Raw genomic sequence first — 23,339 nt, 5'->3', positions numbered from 1 at the left:
GCCGAGTCTGAAGACTGTTGCGTCATGCTGACGCCTAGCTATCTACCACCCGCTCAGAACAGCAGTAACTGATGGTCGGTAAGGCGCGCGAAATCATCGCCGACAAAGGGCAGGATGGCGTCGGCCACCGGCAGTAGCTGACGGCTGATGTAGTGATCGTAGTCGATCGGTGCCTGCAGGTTTTCCAGCGGCTCAGGCCCGGCGGTGGTGATCACGTAGCTGATCCAGCCACCACGCTGATACTGCAGAGGGCGCTGCAGGCGCTTGTTGTAGTCGTCGGCAAGGCGTGCGGCACGCACATGCGGCGGCACGTTGCGCTGGTAATCGGCCAGCGGGCGACGCAGGCGCTTGCGATAAACCAGCAGTTCGTCCTGCTCGCCCGCCAACGTGCGCCGTACATACTCGCGTACATAATCACGGTAGGGCTCGCTGCGGAACACACGGCCGTAGAGTTCCTGCTGGAACTGCCGGGCCAGCGGTGACCAGTCGGTGCGCACCGACTCCAGGCCCTTGTAAACCATTTCTTCAGCACCGTCGGCCCGCTGCACCAGGCCGGCATAGCGCTTCTTGCTGCCCTCGTCGGTGCCGCGGATGGTGGGCATCAGGAAGCGCCGGTAGTGCACCTCGAACTGCAGTTCGAGGGCGCTGTGCAGGTTCATGGTCTCGTGCAGATGGGCTTGCCACCATTGGTTGACCTTTGCCACCAGTTCGCGGCCAATACGCGCCGCGTCTTCCTCGGCGTGGGCACCCTTGAGCCAGACAAAGGTGGAGTCGGTGTCACCGTAGATCACATCGTAGCCACACGCCTCGATCAGGGACCTGGTCTGGCGCATGATCTGGTGGCCGCGCATGGTGATCGACGACGCCAGGCGCGGGTCGAAGAAACGGCAACCGCTGGAGCCAAGCACGCCATAAAAGGCATTCATGATGATTTTCAAGGCCTGCGACAGCGGCGCATTGCCCTCGCGCTTGGCCGCTTCCCTGCCCTGCCACACCCGTTCGACGATGGCTGGCAGGCAGTGCTGTGTGCGTGAAAAACGCCCACCGCGAAAGCCCTCGACCGAATGTGCGTCGTCAGGCTGGCGCAGGCCTTCGATCAGCCCGACCGGGTCGATGAGAAAGGTCCGGATGATCGACGGGTACAGGCTCTTGTAGTCCAGCACCAGCACCGAGTCGTAAAGCCCTGGCCGCGAATCCATGACAAACCCGCCGGGGCTGGCTTCGTCCGGCCGGCTGCCAAGGCTGGGCGCGACAAAGCCAAGGCGGTGCATCTGTGGAATGTACAAGTGACAGAACGCGGCTACCGACCCACCGCTGCGGTCCACGGCCAATCCCGTCACCGAGGCCCGTTCGAGCAGGAAGTCGAGCAGCCGGGTATGGGCGAAAATGCGCGTGACCAGTTCGCAGTCCTTCAGGTTGTAGCGTGCCAGGGCCGGTTTGTCTTCGGCGAAGCGGCGATTGATTTCGTCCATGCGTTGGTACGGCGTGTCGATGGCCTTGCCTTCACCCAGCAGGGTCTGGGCAACGTTCTCCAGGCTGAACGAGGCAAAGCTCCAGGTGGCCGAACGCAACGCCTCGATGCCATCGATCAGCAGCCGCCCCGGCGCATCGGCGAAAACATGGCCGCCACCGGCATGGCTGCGCAGGGTCATGACCGCACCGTTGCGCCCCAGGGCCAGTGGCACCTGCAACGACTTGGCGTGCTCATGCAGCAGGCGCAGGTCGAACTGCACCAGGTTCCAGCCAATGATCGCGTCCGGGTCATGCCTGGCCATCCACTGGTTGAGCCGGGTGATCAAGGCGGCGCGATCGGCGCAATACTCCAGGTCGAAGTCAAGCCCGCTGGCATCGCCGTTGGCCGGGCCGAGCATGTACACCTGGCGCTGGCCACAGCCCTCCAGCGCGATGCTGTACAGCTCACCACGCTCGCTGGTCTCGATGTCCAGCGACACCAGGCGCAGCGCCGGGCGATAGCCTGGCAGAGGCCTGAGCTGGGCTTCCCGGTAAACGCCCTGCGCATCCGGCTGGCCAGTAAACTGCACCGGCGCCGTGATGAACCGCTCCATGAGGTAACGCTCCGGCGGCCGGATATCGGCCTCGAACACGTCGATACCGGCCGTGCGCAGACGCTGCTCCAGTTGCATCAACTGGCGATGCTGGCGGGTATAGAGGCCGAGCATCGGGCGATGCTCGAAGTCCTTCAGGCGCAGTGGCTTGAGCTTCGTCCCGGTTTCGTTGGCCAGCAGCACACGGGCGTGCTCGGCCTGCGCCTGAGGAATGAAAGCCACCGACTCCTGCGCCGCAAGCCGCAACAGCCGCGGCCCGTCATCGGTGGCCAGCCAGAACTCCACGCAGGTGCCTTCCGGCGTATCGTGCCAGTGCCGGGTCAGGACAAAACCCTGCTGCAACTCCACTGCGTCGACCTCTGGATTGTCTGTAGATGGCGTTATTCTACCTGTGTCGTGCCTGGCATGAGTGTTTTAGCGCTTCCCCGCCACAAAACCGCTCCCCCGCCCGGCCACGGCCAGCAGCCAGGCCAAGGCGATCAACACCAGCACCACCCCGCCAAACCACTCCACACCGGCCCCAGCCAGCAGCAATCCGCCAATGATCCCGCCCAGGGCAATGGCGCAGTTCCACACCGTCACCAGCATCGACTGCGCCACGTCACCACCCGGGCCTGCGGCGTCGGCGCACGCTGTCTGCAGCAGGGTCGGGGCGCCGCCATAGGTCATTCCCCACAAGGCGATGCTCAAGTACACAAACCACGACGATGCCTGCCCCAATGCCAGCGTGGCCAAGGCAAAACCGGCCAGGCTCAGCAACACCAGTTTGCGCAGGTGTCGGTCGACCAGCAGCCCTACCAGGCCGATCCCGGCCAGCGCCGACAGACCAAACACCATCAGCACAGGGCCAATGTCCGCAGCCATGCCAGCCGCCGCCAGCAACGGCACGATATAGGTGTAGAGGATGTTATGGCCAAGGATCCAGATGAGGATCACCAGCAATACGATCAACACCCCCGGCGTGCGCAATACCTGCATGGCCGCCGGGCGCTTGCCGGCAGCCTGCCCCGGGTAGTCCGGCACGGATCGCAACACCCACACCACCAGCAGCGACGCCACCAGCGTGACAACCACGAACGTCGCGCGCCAGCCCAGCCCCGCTCCCAGCCAGGTCGCAATCGGCAAGCCGAGCGACAAGGCAATCGGCTGACCGAGCATGGCCAGGGCCATGGCCCGGCCCTGCAACGGCACCGGCACCATGCGCCGGGCATGGCCAGCGATCAGGCCCCATGCCAGGCCGGCCGCAGCCCCCGTGAAAAAGCGCAGCACCAGGGTCAGCGTGTTGGAGTCCGACAAGGCCGTCAGCCCGTTGAACAGCACGAAGCCGATGATCGCCAGCAACAGCGCCCGGCGCCGATACCAGCCTTGGGTCAACGTCACCAACGGGATGGCGGTCAGCAACGAGCCCAAGGCATACGCCGTGACCCATTGCCCAGCCATGGCCTGGCTGATGTGCATGCCATCGGCGATCTGATCGAGCAGACCCGCCGGCAGGGTTTCGCTGAGAATGGCGATGAAACCGGTCATGGCCAGCGCCAGCAGACCGCCAACGGGTAGACGTTCGTTGCTGACAGCCAGCAACGGTGCGGAAGATGTCTGGGACATTGCAAATGCCTTGAGTGAGAAACGAGGCGAACAGTCTGCTAGACAAGGCCATTACGGAAAAAGACGGTTACAATGCCGCTCACCCAGGACATCAGCGTCCGCAATCAGGAGTGCGACATGGACAGCCTCAGCGGCTTCGTGGTCTTCAACCGGGTGGCCGAAACCCGCAGCTTCGTTGCCGCCAGCCAGTCACTGGGGATCAGTGCCTCTGCAGTGGGCAAGCGCGTGGCGCGCCTGGAAAGCCGCCTGGGCGTGCGCCTGTTCCACCGCAGCACACGCAGCATCACCCTCACCGCCGAGGGCACGATGTTCCTCGAACGCAGCCGGCGCATCCTCGCCGAAATCGAAGCCACCGAGCAGGAGCTGTCGCAGGCCAGCGAAACGCCGCGCGGGCGCCTGCGGGTGAGCATGCCGCAGGTGACCAGACTGGTAATGCCGGCCCTGGCCGAGTTCATGGCACTGTACCCACAGGTTGAACTGGACCTGGACTTCTCCGACCGCATGGTGGATATCGTCGGCGAAGGCTTCGATGTGGTGATGCGCGGCGGGCAGCCGGTGGATTCCCGGCTCAGCGCCAAATTCCTCGGGCACTTTCAGCACCGCCTGGTAGCCTCGCCCGAGTACCTGCGCGAACGCGGCACTCCCCTGCACCCACGCGACCTGGCGGTGCATACCTGCCTGCATTATCGCTTCCCCAGCAACGGCAAGCTGGAAACCTGGCCGCTGCGCCAGGAGCATCCCGAACAAGCCTATGACATCCCCATCTCGATGGTCTGCAACCACGTCGAAACACGCGTCTGCTTTGCCTTGAACCACCGCGGCATTACCTGTCTGCCGGACTTCAACGTGGGTCGCGAACTGGCCAATGGCTCACTGGTCAGTGTCCTCGACGACTTCATGGAACGGCGCGGCAGCTTCTATCTGCTGTGGCCGTCCGGGCGGCAGATGCCGCCAAAGTTGCGGGTATTCATCGACTTCATGCTCGCTCGGGTATTCAACCGTACAGGTAGTTGATGTCCTTGTAGGCCAGCGGCGGTACCTGGCCGAGCAGGAAGTCACGCAGCTTGTGCATCTGCCGCGCTTTTGGGCTGGCCTTGAGCCAGGTCATGTAGTAACCGTCGCCGGTGGCCACGGCATGCTTGAAAGGCGTGACCAGGCGCCCGGCGGCCAGGTCGGTGCTGGCCAGTACCAGATCGACCACTGAAATGCCCAGGCCTTGCTGGGCGGCCGATATGCCCTGGTCGAGGGTATCGAACACCTGCCCCTGGTCGATGCTGATGTCCAGCGCGTCCATTCGCGCCAGCCAACGCCGCCAGTCACGCCGGTCGGGTGACGGGTGGAGGAACTCGCATCGGGGCAGGTCGGACAGTTGCGGTTGTGCCTGCGTCATGTAATCCGGATGACATACCGGGATCAGCCATTCATCGAACAGCTTGAAACTCTCGATATCGGCGGGAAAACGCCCGCTTGCCAGGAGAATGGCGCAGTCGTAGGGCTCGGAATAGAAATCCACGCTGTCGATATCCATCCACACACTGGACAGCTGCACGCTGCAGTTGTCCTCGACCTTCTTGAACGCATCCAGCGCCCGCAGCAGCCAGCGCACCGTAAGCGTGGACGGCGCCTTCAGGCGCAGGCCATAGCGATCCTGACGCAGCAGTGCGCAGGCATTCTCGATGATCTTGAAACCGACCTTCAGCTCTTGCGCCAGCAGGCGGCCGTGCTCGGTCAGGCTCAGTTTCGGGCCCCGACGTTCGAACAGGTCGCAGCCGAACAGGGCTTCGAGGGTCTTGATGTGGTGGCTGACGGCGCCCTGGGTCAGGGCCAGCTCTTCAGCCGCACGGGTGAAAGAGCCATAGCGAGAGGCCACCTCGAAGGCACGCAGCGCGTGCAAGGCCTGAATCCGTTCCGACATGGCGGCGTCCCGAGCATGAGTAGGACTAATAGTAGGTCATAACTCCACGCGTTTTACAACGACAAGAGCGTCTCGGAAAATGCCGGTAAATAACAAACATAACCAAGATCCTGCCTGCATGTGACTGGAACGTTCACTTAAATCAACGCCTGGGGAAATCATGTTTACGGGATATGGAAATTGCTATCGCCTGGATGCGCTGGAGCTTGCCGCTGAACATGGTCACACCATGCAACACTGGACGTTCAAAACCATAGAACACTTTCGCAGTATTCTCGCCAACCCCGAATTCCCCTGCCTGTTCGGCCGCAAGGCGGTAAACGGCGAAACCTGCCACATTCTCTTCGCCCGCGCCGAGCAACTGGCCGATGATATCGCGCAGGGCCTGGCCAACTATGTGCGCACCGTCGCACCGATCGCACCCAAGCAGCGCATCGGCAGCCCTTTGGTGGTGTTTCTCGAAACCGCAGCCGGCAGCAGCCTGGCCGAGCAGCAGGCCTTGGCCTGGAAGGTACTGCGCGGCGTGCATGCGCGCGACCCGCACCCTTGGCCTCAAGGCATCCCGACCGATCCCGACGATACCGGCTGGTCGTTCTGCTATGCCGGCATGCCGCTGTTCATCAACATGAACTTCCCCGGCCATCAGCAGATGAAAAGCCGCAACCTGGGCCAGCACATCACCTTCGTCATCAACCCGCGGGAGAACTTCGACGAAGTGGCCAACGCCAACACCGAGAGTGGCAAGCGCATCCGCGAGCGCATTCGCGAGCGCGTGCACCACTACAACGACGGCGTTGTGCCCGACACCCTTGGCTTTTTCGGCGATACCGACAACTACGAGTGGAAGCAGTATCAACTGCAGGAGGCAGGCTCGCTCAACCCGTCACGCTGCCCGTTCCACGCCCATGCCGCACACCAGCCGACACCCGACATACTGATCGAGAACTGACCGTGAATACCGCACTCACCGCCACCTACGCCCTCACCGTGCTGCTACTGATCGCCACTCCCGGCCCGGTGGTTGCACTGATCGTCAACACTGCGGCCGCCTCCGGCTCGCGCAAGGCCATGTTCACCGCCGTCGGCACCAACTGGGCATCACTGGTGCTGATTGGCGCGGCAGCGTGGATCATCCTCACCAGTGCCGCCATCGACAAAACATGGCTCAGCACCATGAGCCTGCTGGGCTGCCTGTTCATCGGCTACATTGCCGTGGGCACGCTGAGGGACGCCCTGCAGGCACCCGCGTCAGACGCGGCGAGAGAGGCCCCCAAGGCTGGGCGCGGCGGGCTGATGCAAGGCTTCATGGTGGGCATTTCCAACCCGAAAGACATCATTTTCTTCATCGCCTTCTTCCCGCAGTTCATTCAGATCACCGAGTCGTTCGGCAAGAGCATGGTGGTGCTGTCGCTACTGTGGGTGGCCATCGATTTCGCCGTGCTCAGCCTGTACATCTTCGCCATCGGCAAGATCGCCTCGCAGCGCAGCAACCGCATCATCAGCCTGGCGTCGGGCGTCGCCCTGCTGCTGATCGCCGCCGGCGGCCTGCTGTACAACCTCAAGGAACTGGCGGCCTGAACCTGCTGCAAAGCACCCGGCATCAGCGAAGGAGAGACCATGACCACGACTGACACGCGCCCGTCTCCTTCGCCGCTGCAGCAGGACTACCAGCGTTTTCTCCTGCTGGGCAGTCGCCGTGCCCCCTATACCCTGCATGTGCACGAAACCGGCTACCGCTCCGGCACCATCAACACCGATGCCCTTGGCCTGCGCTACAGCCATTGCGCCGGCAAGCGCTTTTCGGCGGCCGAGCACGGTGGTGCGTCGCGCATCAACCTGCTGGTCGGCGGCTCCACAGCCCTGGGCATCGGCGCCAGCTCCGACGAACACACGGTGGCCTCGCACCTGTCGATGCTCACGGGCGAAGTCTGGCTGAGCCTGGCCGGCTGCGGGCTCAACGCCACCCAGGAATTGATGATGTTCCTGACCCACCAGCACCGCCTTGGTCAGCTCGGCCATGTGGTGGTGCTCAGTGGCCTCAACAGCTTGGCCCACGAAGCCCTGCACGAAGTCCTCGCGGGTACCAACGACCCGCAGCACGCCAAGGCCTACCAGGCCTTTCTCAACAGTTTCAGCGAAGGCCTGCAGCCCTGTGCACCACCCCGTCGGCAGTCGCTGTGGCGGCGCATCGGACAAGCGCTGGCCCCTCCTGTGGCCGCGCCCCCGGTCAGCTGGCCACTGTCGCCCCCGGAAAAACGGCTGGCCCGTGCCGCCGACAACATTGGCCGCACCTTGCGCCAATGGGATCGCCTGCTGGCAGACAGCCACGCCACGCTCACCTTCATCCTGCAACCCTTGCTGCCCTGGTGCCGGGATACTCTGCCCGCCGGTGAGCAAGCCATGCTGACCGCGCTGCAGCAACAACCGGCGAACTTCGACCGGCTGCTGGAGGGCGCGTTCGACAGACAGTTGCATTCGGCATTTTTCCGCCGCATCAAAAGCCAGGCCGACCCGGTGCCCTGCTACGACATGAACTGCATGCTCGACAGCTCGCCCGTGTTCGGCGCCGACCTGTTCATCGACCGCCTGCACCTGAACGATCTGGGCAACAATGCCTTGGCCAAGGTGATCACCGCCAAGCTTGGGCTGGCCCAGGAAAAACATGCCCAGCGCAAGGTCACGCCGATCAAGCTCGTCTGACAGTTGTCGGGTGGTCTTTCGGCCACCCCCCTTGGGTGGCTAGAATACGTCGTCGTTACGATTTGCCCGAGGCGCACGCTTGACCGCCATGAACACCGAAGCCGTCCTTCCGTACCTGGCCATCCATGGGGTTTGCCTGTGAACCTTGTGCGGCGCCTGCCCCCGCTATTGGCTGCGCTGATGCCATTGGTCGCGCAAGCGCTGGAGGTACGCATCGACCCTCATGCCGACCTGCTCTACCGTCAGGCCTTGCCGCTGCTGGAGCAGGCCGATGACCAGGGCGACGCTAACAGCACGCTGCGCACCGCAGTAGGCGGCGACCCTGAGCTTAGCCGCCAGGGCCAGGCCATGGCTCACACCTTGCCGACAGCGGTTGCCCTGCTGAAAAAATCGGTAGAGCTTGGCCACCCGGTCGCACAGTACCGCCTGGCCCTGTACTACATGACGTACCTGCCCGCCGCGCAAATCCCGGAGGCCGCCTGCCCGTTGCTCGAAGCCAGCCTCCAGCAGGGGTTTGCCGCACCGGCGCCAGCCATTGCCACCTGGTGCCGGCCGTACAACGTCAGCAGCGAGTACCGCACAGCGCTGGAGGCTATCCCCAGCATGGCCACCGTGTACGCCCCCTACTACCCGCAACCGGCCACACGCCTGGCTTGCAACCGCAGCCGGCCACAAGGCCTGGAAATGCTATGGGGGCGACAGCGCGACTATCAGGCCGAGGTGTACCGCCTGCTTGGCGACCTCGACCCACAGCAGCGCACGAGCCTGCTGCAGAAAGCCGTAGACATCAATGGCTGCGCAACGGCGCAACAGCTGCTGACCAGCCGCCCATAACCCAGGGTCATTCGGGGCCGCCTTGCGGCCCTGTTGTCAGTTGGCCACTGAGGTTGAGGCGAACACGCCTAGACCAGCAAGATCGTTCAAGCCATCCCCTGCCCCGTCTGTCATGCTGGCCTGCCACGTAGCCGCCATGCAGCCATCATGCCCCACATCGCCCGCCAAGCCTTTCTTCACGGCGCCATTGCCATTCTCCCGTTGTCCCTGGCCGTTGCCCCTTGGGGCCTGCTGGCCGGTTCCATGGCCATCGAGGCCAACCTCAGCGCCTGGCAGGGGCAAGGGCTGTCGGCCATCGTCTTCGCCGGCGCCGCGCAGCTGGTGGCCATTGGCATGCTCAAGGGGGGGGCCAACCTGGCGTCGATCCTGCTCACCACCCTGCTGCTGACCTCGCAGCACCTGCTGTATGGCCTGTCGATGCGCCCGGTAGTTTCCAGCCAGCCGCTGCGCTGGCGCCTGGGCCTGGGCTTTCTGCTGACCGACGAATTCTTCGCCCTGACCAGCCAGTACGACCAGCAGCAATTCAACCGCTGGTATGCCTTGGGGGTGGGCCTGACCTTCTACATTGCCTGGAACCTGTTCACCCTGGCCGGCATACTGCTGGGCCAGAATATTCCACACCTGGACCAGTTTGGCCTGGATTTCTCCATTGTCGCCACTTTTGTCGCCCTGATCGCGCCGCTGGTGCGCAACCTGGCCACCGTGGTGTGCGTAGCCGTGTCGCTGTTCTGTTCGGTGCTGTTCAGCTACTGGCACTGGGAAACCGCCCTGGTGGTCGCAGGCCTGCTGGGCATGAGCGCCGGGTTCATCTGCCAGAAATTCGCCGGAGTCCGCGCATGACCTGGATCTTGATATTCGCCATGGGCGCCATCGTGTTCCTCAACCGCTACGCATTCCTGGAGCCGCGCCTGCCCTTGCGTCTGAGCTCGAATGCCCGGCAGTTTCTCGGCTTTGCCGTGCCGGGCATGCTCACCGCCATCTGCGGCCCGATCATCTTCATGGCTGACCACCAGCTCAACCTGAGCCTGCTCAACCCCTACCTGCTGGGCTCCCTTGTGGCCATCGCCCTGGTGCTGTTGACCCGCAGCGTATTGCTGAGCATGCTGGTGAGCATGTTGATCTTCTTCCTTCTGCGCAGCTGGCTGGCATGAGCCCACCCTTGCGCGAGCAGACACACCTCTGGCAGGCGCCAGCCCTTGGCGACGTCGAGATGCTGCACGCTCGCTACTATCAGCAGCGCTTTGCCCCGCATGTGCACGAAGGCTATGTATTCACCGTGATCGAGTCGGGCGCCCAGCGCTTCTGGCACCGCGGCAGCGAGCACCTGGCACCGGTCGGCAGCATGGTGCTGATCAACCCCGACGAACTGCATACCGGCGCTACGGCCCATGAAGCCGGCTGGCGTTATCGCGGCTTCTATCCCGAGCACGAGCGGGTGACCGGTGTGCTTGACGAACTGGAACTGGGCCGCCACGGCATGCCCAGCTTCAAGGACAGCGTGATCCATGACCCGGCCCTGGCCCTCGCGTTCAGCCAGCTGCATCAGTTGTCCGAAGCCAGCGCCAGCGCCTTGCAGCAGCAGACGGCCTGGCGCCAGGCGGTGCTGGCCCTGGTGCAGCGGCACGGGCAGTGCGCCGAGCCTTCGGCCCCTGGCCACGAACCCCTCGCCGTAGCCCGCGCCCGCGAACTGCTGGAAAGCCAACTGGCCGACCCGCCCTCACTGGAAGCGCTGGCGGCAGCAGTCAACCTGTCGCCGTTCCACTTCGCCCGGGTGTTCCGCCAGGCCACCGGACTGCCGCCCCATGCCTGGTTAAAGCAACGCCGCCTGGCCCGTGCCCGCGAAATGCTGAAGCACGGCCTGGCCGCTTCGCAAGTGGCGTTCGACCTCGGCTTTGCCGACCAGAGCCATTTGAGCCGGCAGTTCAAACAAGCCTATGGGGTGACCCCGGGGGCGTATCGACAAGCCTGCGTTCACTCTGCTCTACGCGCGTGAGAGGGCGGCAGCGCCCTCTCGAGAATGCAGACCCGCCAGCAGCTACCAGACTGTGCAGTTGAGCACTTCAACAGGTCACTTTCAGATCCCGAGCCTTGGATCCCACGCACGAGACGAGCATCAACTTTAAACATGCAGACGCGGCAGTAGCCCTTTGCAGCTGCCGCAGCGCGCCTTGCAAAGGCCACAAGAGCCTGACCAACCCTCTGCTACACTGACAAGGCTGAATGGAGGATCCTGTCATGTCCGAAAGAGAGCTCACCACCCTTCTGTCGTTGATGAACCAGCGCCAGGCCTGTCTGAGCAGTGCCTGCAAGGAGATTGCCGACTGGATCGACCGGCAGGGCGATGTGCCCGCCGCCGGCAAGATCCGCGCTAGCCTGAAGGCACTGGAGGCCGATGAGGCCCAGGTTCGCAAGACCCTGACGTCGCTGACCCTCGACAGACCGCTGCCGCGCTTTCGTAGCTGAAAGGCGCAGCTGAAAAAGAAAAGGGCCGCTGAACGCGGCCCTTTGATCTGTCAGTGGTTCATGTGCATGTGATCATGCCCACCACCTGCGTCGGCGTTGAGCGCACGCACTTGCGCCTGAACGTCCAGGGTTTCCTTGGCGCCCTTGGCATCCTCGATGGTCAGGGTCAGCGGCACTTTGTCACCCTCCTTCACCTGATTGTTCAGGCCCATCAGCATGACATGCAGGCCATTCGGGTCCAAGGTCACTGCCTTGCCGGCTGGCAATTCGACAGCCTTGACCTCACGCATGCCCATCACGTCACCGTTCATGGTCATCTCGTGCACCTGCACGGTCTTGGCCACGGGCGAAGCCACACCCACCAGCTTGCTGTCGCTGCTGGCAGTCAGGACCATGAACGCACCGGTGGACTGCTGATGCGGCACGCTGGCACGCACCCAGGCATCACTCACGGTGGTCTGGGCCAGGGCCGGCAGGGCCAGCCCCATCAGTACCAGGGCAGCCAGACCGCGTTTGATCGGTTGCATCGACATTCAGCAGATCTCCATCAGGGTGACCAGATCTTCGGCGCATTCCTTGGCGTTCAGGGAATGGCCCAGGCTCAGGCGCAGGGTGCCACGTGTATCGTAGACGTAGCTGGTGGACGAATGAGAAATGGTGTAGGTGTCTCCGGCCGGAACCTTCTCGTAGAACACCTTGAATTCCTTGGCCACCGCGGCAATTTCCTCGGGGGTGCCGGTCAGCGCGGTGAACGTCGGGTCGAAGGCCTTGACGTAGGCATCGAGCACCTCGGGCGTGTCGCGCTCCGGGTCCAGGGTGATGAACACCACCTGGAACAGGTCGCGGTCGCGGCCCCTCAGCAGCTTGCGAATCTGCGCCGCCCGCGCCAGCGTGGTCGGGCAGACGGCCGGGCACTGGGTGAAGCCGAAGAAGACCATCGGCATGCTGCCGTAGAAGCTCGACAGGGTGCGCACGTTACCTTGCGGGTCTTTGAGGCTGAACTTGCGCCCGAGGATATCGTTGCTCATGTTCTTGCCGTACTTGAACTCGAGCCCCCGGGCCGGGCTGCAGCCTGCCAGCAGGCCAAGCCCGAGAACGCCCATGCCGGCGACAACCGCACGCCGGGTCAAAAGATCATTCATGAAACCATCCTTTAAAGGGAAGGTGCCGGCCCTCGGGACGGACCGGTCGAAAAACCGGGGCATTCTGGCATGACGCCCAGAGGGGTTCTACCCGACAAAGGCGAGGATGGCCTGCAGCCCTTTGAATATGGGCTGCGGCCTATTGTCGCGGGGGTTGAAACCGTAACACTTTGTTGCTAAGGGAACCGCCTTCAACTCAGTAGTAGGCGTTTTCTTTCTGGCTGTGGTCAGTCACGTCACGCACGCCCTTCAGCTCCGGAATACGCTCGAGCAGGGTGCGCTCGATGCCTTCCTTCAGGGTGACATCGGCCTGGCCGCAACCCTGGCAGCCACCACCGAACTGCAGCACGGCAATGCCGTCGTCGACCACGTCCACCAGGCTCACCTGGCCGCCATGGCTGGCCAGGCCGGGGTTGATCTCGGTCTGCAGGTAGTAGTTGATACGTTCGTTGATCGGGCTGTCTTCGTTGACCATCGGCACCTTGGCGTTCGGCGCCTTGATGGTCAGCTGGCCACCCATGCGGTCGGTGGCGTAGTCGACCAGCGCGTCTTCCAGGAACGGTACGCTGACGGCGTCCAGGTAGGCAGTGAAGCTTTTCAGACCCACGGCGGTGTCGTCGGGCTTCTCTTCGCCCGGCTTGCAGTAGGCGATGCACGTCTCGGCGTACTGGGTGCCCGGCTGGGTGATGAAAATGCGAATGCCGATGCCGGGCGTATTCTGCTTGGAGAGCAGATCGGCCAGGTAGTCATGGGCGGCGTCGGTAATGGTTATAGCGCTCATGTAGGTTCCTCACAGACTTGCGGCCAAGTGTACGCCAACCCAGCCTTCGAACAAAGTCCTAGCAATTGACTCGGGAAAGCGCATATTCAGGGGCCGGCCCCCGTTGCGCCGCCAGCCAGGCCTGCATTCGCCGGTACAGGCCGCGCTCCAGCCACTGGTAGCTGAACCACGACATTAGTCCAATGGACGGCACGCACAGGGCGAACGTCAGGAACGGGTTCAGCTGCAGCCGCTGGCTGGCGAACCAACCGGCATACAGCACCAGCACATGAATCAGGTACACCGAGTACGAACAGTCGCCAAGGGCCTTGAGCAGCCGATTGCCCTGGAACAGCGGCTCCATGGCCACGAAGGCCAGGACGACCATCGCACTCGGTAACCCCCAGTGCAGCAAGCGCTGGGAAGCGTCCAGACAGTAGATCGCCATGCCCGCCACACCCAGCAACGCCAGCGGCAACCACCGCCCCTGACGGATCAGCCCGCGGCGGTACAGTACACCGACACCAATGCCCAGCAGAAACTCGTAGATGATGTCGTTGTTGTAGAAGCGGCTGACCACGCCCATGCGCCCCAGTACCTCACTGACCAGCAACAGAGCGGCAGTCACCAGCAGCAGGTGATGCCGTTGGCGTACCAGGAAGGCCAGGCCGAACAGCAGGTAGAAAAACATCTCGAAGTTCAGCGTCCAGCCCACGTTCAGGGTCGGGTACAGGCCATAGCCACCTGGGTTTTCCGCCGGGATGAACAGCAGCGACAGGAACAGGTGCCGCCAGTCAAACGCCTGATGTGGCATCCATTGGCTGAATGCCAGCAGCAACATGGCCATCAGGGCTGTGTAGAACCAGTAGGCAGGGACGATGCGCAGCGCCCGATTGAGCAGGAACTGGCGCGGCTCGATGGTTTTGTCGCGGGTCGACAGGTAGATGACCAGCCCGCTGATGACGAAAAAGATGTCGACACCTACGGCGCCACGGTCGGTGAGCAGTTGGCCGATGGGGCCGGTGGCGTGGAAGTCGAAGAAGATCTGCATGAAATGGTGGCAGACCACCACCCAGGCGGCGAACGCCCGCAATGCCTGAAGCGAATACAGCATGGAATACCCTGCGCTTGGCGGTGCATTGAGGCCCGTATCGAGTGCAGAGGCCAGCGCCAGCCTTGAGAGCAGCGCCGTACCTGTCGTAGGAGCGGGTTCACCCGCGAAGGGCTGCAAAGCAGCCCCAGCAATCGATCCAGACCACCTACTCTGTCCGACCGCAAGCAAATCGGAAAAGTCAGCCAACCCGATCAGAGGTTCTCGTAGCGGTTCATGTCCAGCACGCCCGCCTCGACCGGTTCGGTCTCCTTGATATAGCTGTTCAGATCGTGGAAGTAGTGCCAGAACGCTGGGTGACTGCGGCGCACACCCCAGCGCATGACAATGCGCTCGAACTTCGCCGCGTCATCTTTGGCATACTCCATGTCCTCGACGAACTCCGGCACATCCGTGGTCGGGATGTTGAAGATGAAGTTCGGGTAGCTGCTGAGCACCCCCGGGTACAGGGTCAGGGTATCCAGCCCCGGCTGGTAGCGGTACGCCTCACCCAGCAGGAACGCCACGTTGCTGTGCGCGCGGTTGCGCAGCAGGCTGTAAACCTGACGCTGGCCGTCCTGCCCTTCGATACGCAGCATGGTCGCCTCGGGCAACTGGTTGATCACCTTCAGCCCGGCCGCCGGGCGCGACACCAGACGGCTGAGCGACTGCTCGGCATTGCGGAATTCTTCGCTCATCTGCGGCCGTGAGCAGAACGCACCCTGGCAGCGGTTGATCGGGTCCGGCGCGGCATTCAGGCTGCCGGTGCGCTGCAGCAGCTTAAGGCCAAAGTCGCGTTTGGGATTGCGCGGGTCGAGCTTGATGCCACTCGGGGTGTCGGTGTCGATGTCTTCATAATCCATCCACATCTTCACCTTGCCACTGTTCTGGTACCAGTCGCCAAGGATCGCCTTGCGCTGGTCGGCCGGCATCAGGCGCAGGAAGTTGACCTCGGCACCATTGCGGATCAGGTCGAAGTACAGGCGCGTCTGCAACTGGTGCGAAACGTTGCCATACACATCGAAGTTGACCGCCAGCTGGTAATACGTGCGCTCGAACAATGGGTAGTCGAACAGCCACACAGTCAGCGGCACATCCCCCACCAGGCCCTTGGTCACCGATGCGCTGTCGAAGTGGCGGAAGATGCTCAGCAGCGCATTGTCGTTACCAGCCCACAGCGTCGACCATCTCGGTGCCGGCATTTCGGCATAGGCTTCACGGCGCAGTTTCTCGTAGTCGTTGCGCTTGTCACGATAGGCGTGCCACAGGCTCAGCACACTGCCCACGTCATCGATCTGACCAGGCATGGCCAACAGCGGAGTAGCCTCGCCCCGGTACTCGGCATCGGTGACATAGCGATCGAAGGCCGGCTCCTGGAACAGCGCCCAGAAGTTGTCGCGGATCACGTCAGTGGCAATCTGTCCGCGGCACACCGGGCCACGGATGAAGGTGCGCACGAAGTACTCGGCGTTATCCAGCATGAACTGGTAGCGCGCCACGGCCGGGATCGCCTCGAAGGTTTCAAACGGGTTGGCCCGGTGGCGCGGGCCGTAGCCCGGAAGCGCGGCGGCATGCCAGTCGCCGGCATAGAACAGCTGCTTCACGCGCTTGAGCTTCTGCGGCCCCATCGGGTAGGTGATGTGCGTCTTGTGCACGATCACGCCCTGCACCGGGATCAACCGGTAGTAGAAGTCCGTGCCCGGCGGGTCGTTGGGGCGGCGGGTGGCAATGATATCGACCGGCTTGCCACTTGGCGTACGCGAGCGCACCCACTGGAAGAAGTGGCCCTGCTCGCCGCCAGCGAAATGGATGTGCGCCAAAAACAGGTGCTCGTAGAGCCAGCGCCCCACCAGCGCCTCGGTGGACCCCGGGCGGTTGAGCAGTTCTTCCCACTCTGCGATCTGCCTGGCTTCGGCCGCGCTCGGCTGGATCGGCTGGTACTCCACCGGCGCACCGGCCGCCAGCCAGCGGCGCATGGTGGCGTATTCGTCGTCGGTCAGCCCGGTCACCGCCAGCGGCATGCCCTCCTTGGGGTGTGCGCCGGCATAGGCGTCGAATTCATGGGGCAACGGGCACATGTTGTTGCGGCTCAGGCCCAGGACGATCTCTTCGGGCAGCTTGGCGTTGGGCGTAAGCGGGGTCTTGTGGCCCAACTCCAGCATGCGCGCCATCAGCGCGGCCTGACCGCCCTGGTTGTCGAGCACCGAGTAGAAGCCCTTCTTGCGCCATTGCTCTTCGCTGTGGGCGTCGTAGAACAGCCTCGTGGTGGGCACCGCCTTGCTCCGCTCGCCCTGGTACACCGGGACCTTGCTGGCCCCGCGCACCGCGCCTTCAGGGCTTTCCAGCTTGAGCTGGCAGGCGGCGTCGTTGCAGGCGTGGCAGGCCACGCACTTCTCTGTGAAGATCGGTTGAATGTCCCGGGTGTAGGAAATGGCCGGGCTCGACTGGGGGGCCTGCCCGAATACCGCGCCGCTGATGAGCAGGGCGAAGGCGCCGGCAAGGATACGATGCACCATGTGCGGAAAGTCCTGGTTCTTGAAAGCCATCACGATTTGTTGCCTGGTCGTCCTGGGTGCTTCGCGCTGCCTCCACCCGCCCAACATGAGCAGTTTTCATGCAAATGGGCGACATGCCTAAAAACCGCGCAGCTTTGTTATGATTCGGCACCTTCTGATATTCGCCCGACCAGGTAGTTCCTATGTCCGACCGCAGCGCTCGTCTCCAAGCACTCCAGAACGCACTCAAAGAGCGCATCCTGATCCTCGACGGCGGCATGGGTACTATGATCCAAAGCTACCGCCTGGAGGAACACGACTATCGTGGCACGCGTTTTGCCGATTGGCCAAGCGATGTGAAGGGTAACAACGACCTTTTGCTGCTCAGCCGCCCGGACGTGATCGCCGCCATCGAGAAGGCCTACCTGGATGCCGGTGCCGATATTCTCGAAACCAACACCTTCAATGCCACGCAGATTTCCCAGGCGGACTACGGCATGGAGTCGCTGGTTTACGAGCTGAACGTCGAAGGCGCGCGCATCGCTCGCCAGGTTGCCGATGCCAAGACCCTGGAGACGCCGGACAAGCCGCGCTTCGTTGCCGGCGTGCTCGGCCCTACCAGCCGAACCTGCTCGATTTCCCCGGACGTCAACGACCCAGGGTTTCGCAACGTCACCTTCGACGAGTTGGTAGAAAACTACATCGAGGCCACCCGTGGCCTGATCGAAGGCGGCGCCGACCTGATCCTGATCGAAACCATCTTCGACACCCTCAACGCGAAGGCGGCGATCTTCGCCGTGCAGCAAGTGTTCGAGGACGACAACGTCGAACTGCCGATCATGATCTCCGGCACCATCACCGACGCCTCCGGCCGTACCCTGTCGGGCCAGACCACCGAAGCGTTCTGGAACTCGGTGCGTCACGCCAAGCCGATTTCCGTGGGCCTGAACTGCGCCCTCGGCGCCAAGGACCTGCGCCCGTACCTGGAAGAACTGGCGACCAAGGCCGATACCCATGTGTCCGCCCACCCCAATGCCGGCCTGCCGAACGCCTTCGGCGAGTACGACGAAACCCCGGCCGAGATGGCCGCGGTGGTCGAAGAATTCGCGGCCAGCGGCTTCCTCAACATCATTGGCGGCTGCTGCGGCACCACGCCGGGGCACATCCAGGCCATTGCCGAAGCCGTGGCCAAGTACAAGCCGCGCGAGATCCCGGAAATCGCCAAGGCCTGCCGCCTGTCGGGCCTGGAGCCGTTCACCATCGACCGCCAGTCGCTGTTCGTCAACGTCGGTGAGCGCACCAACATCACCGGTTCCGCCAAGTTCGCCCGGCTGATCCGCGAAGAGAACTATACCGAAGCCCTGGAAGTCGCCCTGCAGCAGGTCGAGGCCGGCGCCCAGGTAATCGACATCAACATGGACGAAGGGATGCTCGACTCCCAGGCAGCCATGGTCCGGTTCCTCAACCTGATCGCGGGTGAGCCGGACATTTCGCGCGTACCGATCATGATCGACTCGTCCAAGTGGGAAGTGATCGAAGCCGGCCTCAAGTGCATCCAGGGCAAGGGCATCGTCAACTCCATTTCCATGAAGGAAGGCGTCGAGCAGTTCAAGCACCACGCCCGCCTGTGCAAGCGCTATGGCGCTGCCGTGGTGGTCATGGCCTTCGACGAAGTCGGCCAGGCCGACACTGCCGCGCGCAAGAAGGAAATCTGCCAGCGCAGCTATGACATCCTGGTCAACGAAGTGGGCTTCCCGCCAGAAGACATCATCTTCGACCCGAACATCTTTGCCGTCGCCACCGGTATCGAAGAACACAACAACTACGCCGTCGACTTCATCGAGGCCTGTGCCTATATCCGCGACCACCTGCCCCACGCCCTGAGCTCGGGTGGCGTGTCCAACGTGTCGTTCTCGTTCCGTGGCAACAACCCGGTGCGTGAGGCGATCCACTCGGTGTTCCTGTACCACGCGATCCAGAACGGCCTGACCATGGGTATCGTCAACGCCGGCCAGCTGGAGATCTACGACGAGATCCCGGCCCAGCTGCGTGAAAAGGTCGAGGACGTGGTGCTCAACCGCACCCCGCATGGCACCGATGCACTGCTGGCCATCGCCGACGACTACAAGGGTGGCGGCGCAACCAAGGAAGTGGAAAACGAAGAGTGGCGCTCGCTGCCGGTGGAAAAACGCCTGGAGCACGCGCTGGTCAAGGGCATCACCGCGTTCATCGTCGAAGACACCGAAGCATGCCGCCAGCAGTGCGCGCGCCCCATCGAAGTGATCGAAGGCCCGCTGATGAACGGCATGAACGTGGTCGGCGACCTGTTCGGCGCGGGCAAGATGTTCCTGCCGCAGGTGGTCAAGTCGGCCCGGGTGATGAAACAGGCCGTTGCTCACCTGATCCCCTTCATCGAAGCCGAAAAAGGCGACAAGCCGGAAGCCAAGGGCAAGATCCTGATGGCCACGGTGAAAGGCGACGTGCACGACATCGGCAAGAACATTGTCGGCGTGGTGCTGGGCTGTAACGGATACGACATCGTCGACCTTGGCGTGATGGTACCGGCGGAGAAGATCCTGCAGACGGCCCGCGAGCAGAAGTGCGACATCATCGGCCTGTCCGGCCTGATTACCCCGTCGCTGGACGAAATGGTCCACGTTGCCCGCGAAATGCAGCGCCAGGGCTTCGAACTGCCGCTGATGATCGGTGGCGCCACCACCTCCAAGGCGCACACGGCGGTCAAGATCGAGCCCAAGTACAGCAACGACGCAGTCATCTACGTCACCGACGCTTCGCGCGCGGTCGGCGTGGCCACCCAGTTGCTGTCCAAAGAACTCAAGCCGGGCTTCGTCGAGAAGACCCGCCTGGAATACGTGGACGTGCGCGAGCGCACCGCCAACCGCAGCGCCCGCACCGAGCGCCTCAGCTACGCCCAGGCGATCGCTGCCAAGCCGCAGTACGACTGGGCCAGCTACCAGCCAGCGGTGCCCTCCTTCACCGGCATCAAGGTGCTGGAAGACATCGATTTGCGCACCCTGGCCGAGTACATCGACTGGACGCCGTTCTTCATCTCCTGGGACTTGGCCGGCAAGTTCCCGCGCATCCTCACCGACGAGGTGGTTGGCGAGGCCGCTACGGCGCTGTACAAGGATGCCCGCGAGATGCTCGACAAACTGATCGACGAGAAGCTGATCAGCGCCCGCGCGGTATTCGGCTTCTGGCCGGCCAACCAGGTGGACGATGACGACATCGAAGTCTACGGCGAAGACGGCCAGGCACTGGCCACCCTGCACCACCTGCGCCAGCAGACCATCAAGCCGGACGGCAAGCCCAACTGGTCGCTGGCCGACTTCGTCGCACCGAAAGACAGTGGCGTTACCGACTACGTAGGTGGTTTCATCACCACCGCCGGCATCGGTGCCGAGGAAGTGGCCAAGGCTTACCAGGACAAGGGCGACGACTACAGCTCGATCATGGTCAAGGCCCTGGCCGACCGCCTGGCCGAAGCCTGTGCCGAATGGCTGCACGAGCAGGTGCGTAAAGAGCACTGGGGCTATGCCCGCGACGAGCACCTGGACAACGAGGCGCTGATCAAGGAACAGTACAGCGGCATCCGCCCTGCGCCGGGTTATCCGGCCTGCCCCGACCACACTGAAAAGGAAACCCTGTTCCGCCTGCTCGATGGCACCGCCATCGGTGAAACCGGGCCGAGCGGGGTGTACCTCACCGAGCACTTCGCGATGTTCCCGGCGGCGGCGGTCAGCGGCTGGTACTTCGCCCACCCGCAGGCGAAGTATTTTGCCGTAGGCAAGGTCGACAAGGATCAGATCGAACGTTACAGCGCACGCAAAGGCCAGGATATCAGCGTGAGCGAGCGCTGGCTGGCGCCTAACCTGGGGTATGACAGCTAAACGACTGCGCTGGCTTCTTCGCGGGCTTACCCACACAGGTATGAAACAGCCCTCAAGGGCAGTTATTTACCTGTCGGGGGTTCTCCGCGACGAGGCCGGCACGGGCAACCTCACAACCATTGCCTACACTGTCCCTGATTGCCTCTGATTTCCCCAGGAGCCACCATGGACGATTCCAGCCAGGGCAAACCCCCGACCTTCTGGCAGATGCTGCACAGCATCCTCGCTGCCGCCTTCGGCGTGCAAAGCGGCAAAAACCGCGCACGCGACTTCACCCACGGCAAGGCCAGCCATTTCATTGCGCTGGGGGGGCTGTTCACCCTGGTGTTCATTGCGGTATTGATCGGCCTGGTGCAGTTGGCGCTGCACCTGACCCGCTAACCTGTGCCGGCCTCTTCGCGGGTGAACCCGCTCCTACAGGGCCTGTGTCCAACCCCCGACCTGTGTCCACCCTCGATCAGGCGTAGGAGCGGGTTTACCCGCGAATACGGTCGCGACGGCAACGGTGAACGGTAGGTGGAAATTGGCCAGCAGGCCCGGCCCTTTCGCGGGTAAACCCGCTCCTACGAGGGCCTGTGTCCAACCACCGACCTGTGTCCACCACCGATCCGGTGCGGCGGCAACGGTGAACGGCGGGTGGAAATTGGCCAGCAGGCCCGGCCCTTTCGCGGGTGAACCCGCTCCTACGACGGCCTGTGTCCAACCACCGACCTGTGTCCACCACCGATCTGTGTAGGAGCGGGTTTACCCGCGAATACGGTCGCGGCCGCAACGGTGAACGGCAGGTGGAGATTGGCCAGCAGGGCCGGCCCTTTCGCGGGTAAACCCGCTCCTACGACGGTCCTGCGACATTCTCAAGGGATATGTTTTCACCGCGAAGAGGCGGCCACAGGCAATAATAAAGCGCCTGCGAGATTCCCTCCCGCAGACGCCCCTGCTACATCACGGTCTTGAGTTGCAAGTCACTGGTGGCTGACCCAATACACGGCAGTGACCACCACCAGAACGATCAGGCAGAGGATCGCCCAGGCATCGACACTGCTGTCAGCTTTGCGGACCTTGGTTGAGTTTCCCATTGCATTGCCTCTTGTAGTGGTTATGGGAATGCACTTCACCACCAGCAGTTAAGACGAGCAATGCCCTTCCCTCAAGCAGGGTCATTCAATATTCGACCGGTGACGCCAGAAACGGGTAACGGTACCCGGGCGGCCGCCCTTCGGCACTGTAACGCCGGAAATCGACGCCGTAGTCGTCCCTTTCCAGCAGCTTCAACCAACGCCTGGCCTTGGCCTGATCGATTTCCTGCAATACCGGAACACGGCGCTCGCGCAGGCCGTCGCGGTTCAACGCCAGCCCGTGGGCATCATCGTGCAGCATCACCATGGCCCAACCGCCAAGGGTGAAATGCCCCCCCATCAGCACGCTCAAGCGCCCATTGATACGCGCGCGCAAGGCTTCGGCCGAGCTGTTGACGGCACCGAACAGCACATCACGCCCCGGCGTATACCCGGCCTCCTCGAACGCCTGCATGGCACCAAAAGCCATCTGATCATTGGCCGACCACACCAGGCGGGTGGCCGGGTAACGCTCCAGCAATTGTTGCGCCTGCTCGTAGGCGCGCTGGCGGTTCCAGCCGCCATATACCACTTGCCGCAAGCGCACCTGAGGGAAATCGGCCAAGGCGCGGCGCATGCCCTCAACGCGCAACTGCGAGGCCGGGGTGGTCTTGACCCCGGCAAAAGCCACCAGATCCACCGGCCCTGCGTCGCGAGGCAGTTGTGCGAGCAACAGGTGCAACATCTGGAAGCCTGCCTGCTCGTCGTTGCTAATCAAGGTACCCAGTGGCTCGGCGTACTTGTCGGGCTGGCCCTCGATACTGAGGCGCTGGCTGGCGGTCAGGCCATTGTTGACCAGCAGCAGCTTCACCCCGGTGCCACGCGACAGCCGCAGGATTTCCGGTGCCACGTACTGCTCATTGACCAGCACCAGGTAATCCGGCCGCTGCGGCGCGCTCAGGATCGCCCGGGCCTGGGTCAGTGCCAGGTCGGCGCGGCGCTCGCTGTATTGCACCTGCAGGGTCATGCCCAGCTCGTCCGCGGCGGCCTGCATGAAGCGGGTATAGCTGGTCCAGAATGTCTCGTTGGACAGCCCCGGGTTGAGGAACACCACCGAAGCCGATTGCGCATTTGCCACCAATGGCAAGACAAGGCACAAGCTTTGGCACAGGGCCTTGAGCATGGGGTCACATCTCTGCGAAGCAAACGCCGGATTATAAACGCCTGGCGATGCTCCGCGCACAAATGGCAGTCAATCTCACATAGTCCATTTGGTTCTTTTCATATGCAAAAACATCACTTT

The 23,339-nt window shown here is 63.0% G+C and carries 20 protein-coding genes; 11 read left to right on the top strand and 9 right to left on the bottom strand.

Going from position 1 to position 23,339, the window contains the following annotated elements; all coding sequences use genetic code 11:
• Window positions 1-53 precede the first annotated feature (53 nt).
• Window positions 54-2,414 (bottom strand): DNA polymerase II, encoded by a 2,361-nt coding sequence (locus N5D53_RS06190; protein WP_064492426.1) that lies wholly within the window; start codon window positions 2,412-2,414, stop codon window positions 54-56.
• Window positions 2,415-2,480: 66 nt separating this feature from the next.
• Window positions 2,481-3,671 (bottom strand): MFS transporter, encoded by a 1,191-nt coding sequence (locus tag N5D53_RS06185; RefSeq protein ID WP_279840173.1) that lies wholly within the window; start codon window positions 3,669-3,671, stop codon window positions 2,481-2,483.
• Between the two features lie 117 nt (window positions 3,672-3,788).
• Between N5D53_RS06185 and N5D53_RS06180 the strand changes: the two genes are divergently transcribed.
• Window positions 3,789-4,685 carry a LysR family transcriptional regulator gene (locus N5D53_RS06180; RefSeq protein WP_129932536.1) on the top strand — a complete coding sequence of 299 codons (897 nt, stop codon included), beginning with the start codon at window positions 3,789-3,791 and terminating at the stop codon, window positions 4,683-4,685.
• Here N5D53_RS06180 and N5D53_RS06175 read toward each other — a convergent pair.
• On the bottom strand, window positions 4,666-5,586 hold the full coding sequence (locus tag N5D53_RS06175) for a LysR substrate-binding domain-containing protein (protein ID WP_003250438.1): 921 nt from the start codon (window positions 5,584-5,586) through the stop codon (window positions 4,666-4,668). The two genes, N5D53_RS06180 and N5D53_RS06175, sit on opposite strands and share 20 nt — an antisense overlap.
• A gap of 160 nt (window positions 5,587-5,746) precedes the next feature.
• Between N5D53_RS06175 and N5D53_RS06170 the strand changes: the two genes are divergently transcribed.
• The 8 genes from N5D53_RS06170 to N5D53_RS06135 all read left to right on the top strand — a co-directional run bounded on the left by N5D53_RS06170 (window position 5,747) and on the right by N5D53_RS06135 (window position 11,583).
• Window positions 5,747-6,535, top strand: coding sequence for a YqcI/YcgG family protein (locus N5D53_RS06170; protein WP_010953345.1), 789 nt, complete (start codon window positions 5,747-5,749; stop codon window positions 6,533-6,535).
• Between the two features lie 2 nt (window positions 6,536-6,537).
• On the top strand, window positions 6,538-7,164 hold the full coding sequence (locus tag N5D53_RS06165) for a LysE family translocator (RefSeq protein ID WP_064492423.1): 627 nt from the start codon (window positions 6,538-6,540) through the stop codon (window positions 7,162-7,164).
• Window positions 7,165-7,203: 39 nt separating this feature from the next.
• Window positions 7,204-8,286 (top strand): hypothetical protein, encoded by a 1,083-nt coding sequence (locus tag N5D53_RS06160; RefSeq protein WP_020193373.1) that lies wholly within the window; start codon window positions 7,204-7,206, stop codon window positions 8,284-8,286.
• Between the two features lie 138 nt (window positions 8,287-8,424).
• Window positions 8,425-9,120 carry a sel1 repeat family protein gene (locus N5D53_RS06155; RefSeq protein WP_104962106.1) on the top strand — a complete coding sequence of 232 codons (696 nt, stop codon included), beginning with the start codon at window positions 8,425-8,427 and terminating at the stop codon, window positions 9,118-9,120.
• Window positions 9,121-9,267: 147 nt separating this feature from the next.
• Entirely contained in the window at window positions 9,268-9,960 is a 693-nt protein-coding gene (locus N5D53_RS06150) for an AzlC family ABC transporter permease (protein WP_104962107.1), read from the top strand.
• Window positions 9,957-10,271: an AzlD domain-containing protein gene (locus N5D53_RS06145; RefSeq protein WP_020193370.1), complete on the top strand. Its 315-nt coding sequence runs from the start codon at window positions 9,957-9,959 to the stop codon at window positions 10,269-10,271. Before N5D53_RS06150 ends, N5D53_RS06145 begins: the two co-directional genes overlap by 4 nt.
• A complete protein-coding gene (locus tag N5D53_RS06140) occupies window positions 10,268-11,113 on the top strand; it encodes an AraC family transcriptional regulator (protein ID WP_003250425.1) in 846 nt (281 codons plus the stop codon). Before N5D53_RS06145 ends, N5D53_RS06140 begins: the two co-directional genes overlap by 4 nt.
• Before the next feature lie 242 nt (window positions 11,114-11,355).
• Window positions 11,356-11,583: a hypothetical protein gene (locus tag N5D53_RS06135; protein WP_003250422.1), complete on the top strand. Its 228-nt coding sequence runs from the start codon at window positions 11,356-11,358 to the stop codon at window positions 11,581-11,583.
• A gap of 50 nt (window positions 11,584-11,633) precedes the next feature.
• Here the strand turns inward: N5D53_RS06135 and N5D53_RS06130 are convergent, their stop codons facing one another.
• From N5D53_RS06130 to N5D53_RS06110, 5 genes are all read right to left on the bottom strand, one after another.
• Window positions 11,634-12,116, bottom strand: coding sequence for a copper chaperone PCu(A)C (locus N5D53_RS06130; protein WP_004573777.1), 483 nt, complete (start codon window positions 12,114-12,116; stop codon window positions 11,634-11,636).
• Window positions 12,117-12,725 carry an SCO family protein gene (locus tag N5D53_RS06125; protein ID WP_104962109.1) on the bottom strand — a complete coding sequence of 203 codons (609 nt, stop codon included), beginning with the start codon at window positions 12,723-12,725 and terminating at the stop codon, window positions 12,117-12,119.
• A gap of 196 nt (window positions 12,726-12,921) precedes the next feature.
• Entirely contained in the window at window positions 12,922-13,506 is a 585-nt protein-coding gene (gene nfuA / locus N5D53_RS06120; protein ID WP_003250416.1) for a Fe-S biogenesis protein NfuA, read from the bottom strand.
• A gap of 58 nt (window positions 13,507-13,564) precedes the next feature.
• Window positions 13,565-14,599 carry an acyltransferase gene (locus N5D53_RS06115; RefSeq protein ID WP_014591628.1) on the bottom strand — a complete coding sequence of 345 codons (1,035 nt, stop codon included), beginning with the start codon at window positions 14,597-14,599 and terminating at the stop codon, window positions 13,565-13,567.
• Window positions 14,600-14,790: 191 nt separating this feature from the next.
• Window positions 14,791-17,091: a fatty acid cis/trans isomerase gene (locus N5D53_RS06110; RefSeq protein ID WP_266022949.1), complete on the bottom strand. Its 2,301-nt coding sequence runs from the start codon at window positions 17,089-17,091 to the stop codon at window positions 14,791-14,793.
• Between the two features lie 182 nt (window positions 17,092-17,273).
• Here N5D53_RS06110 and metH point away from each other — a divergent pair, with 182 nt between their 5' ends.
• On the top strand, window positions 17,274-20,981 hold the full coding sequence (metH, locus tag N5D53_RS06105; protein ID WP_190869108.1) for a methionine synthase: 3,708 nt from the start codon (window positions 17,274-17,276) through the stop codon (window positions 20,979-20,981).
• Window positions 20,982-21,146: 165 nt separating this feature from the next.
• Complete coding sequence (locus tag N5D53_RS06100; protein WP_020193229.1) at window positions 21,147-21,362, top strand: DUF2970 domain-containing protein; 216 nt, start codon at window positions 21,147-21,149, stop codon at window positions 21,360-21,362.
• A gap of 780 nt (window positions 21,363-22,142) precedes the next feature.
• Here N5D53_RS06100 and N5D53_RS06095 read toward each other — a convergent pair.
• Entirely contained in the window at window positions 22,143-23,219 is a 1,077-nt protein-coding gene (locus N5D53_RS06095; RefSeq protein WP_279840172.1) for an ABC transporter substrate-binding protein, read from the bottom strand.
• Between the last annotated feature and the right edge of the window lie 120 nt (window positions 23,220-23,339).

The sequence above is a fragment of the Pseudomonas sp. GD03862 genome (assembly GCF_029840855.1).
Classification (GTDB): domain Bacteria; phylum Pseudomonadota; class Gammaproteobacteria; order Pseudomonadales; family Pseudomonadaceae; genus Aquipseudomonas; species Aquipseudomonas alloputida.
This window is presented reverse-complemented; position numbering and strand designations above follow the sequence as displayed.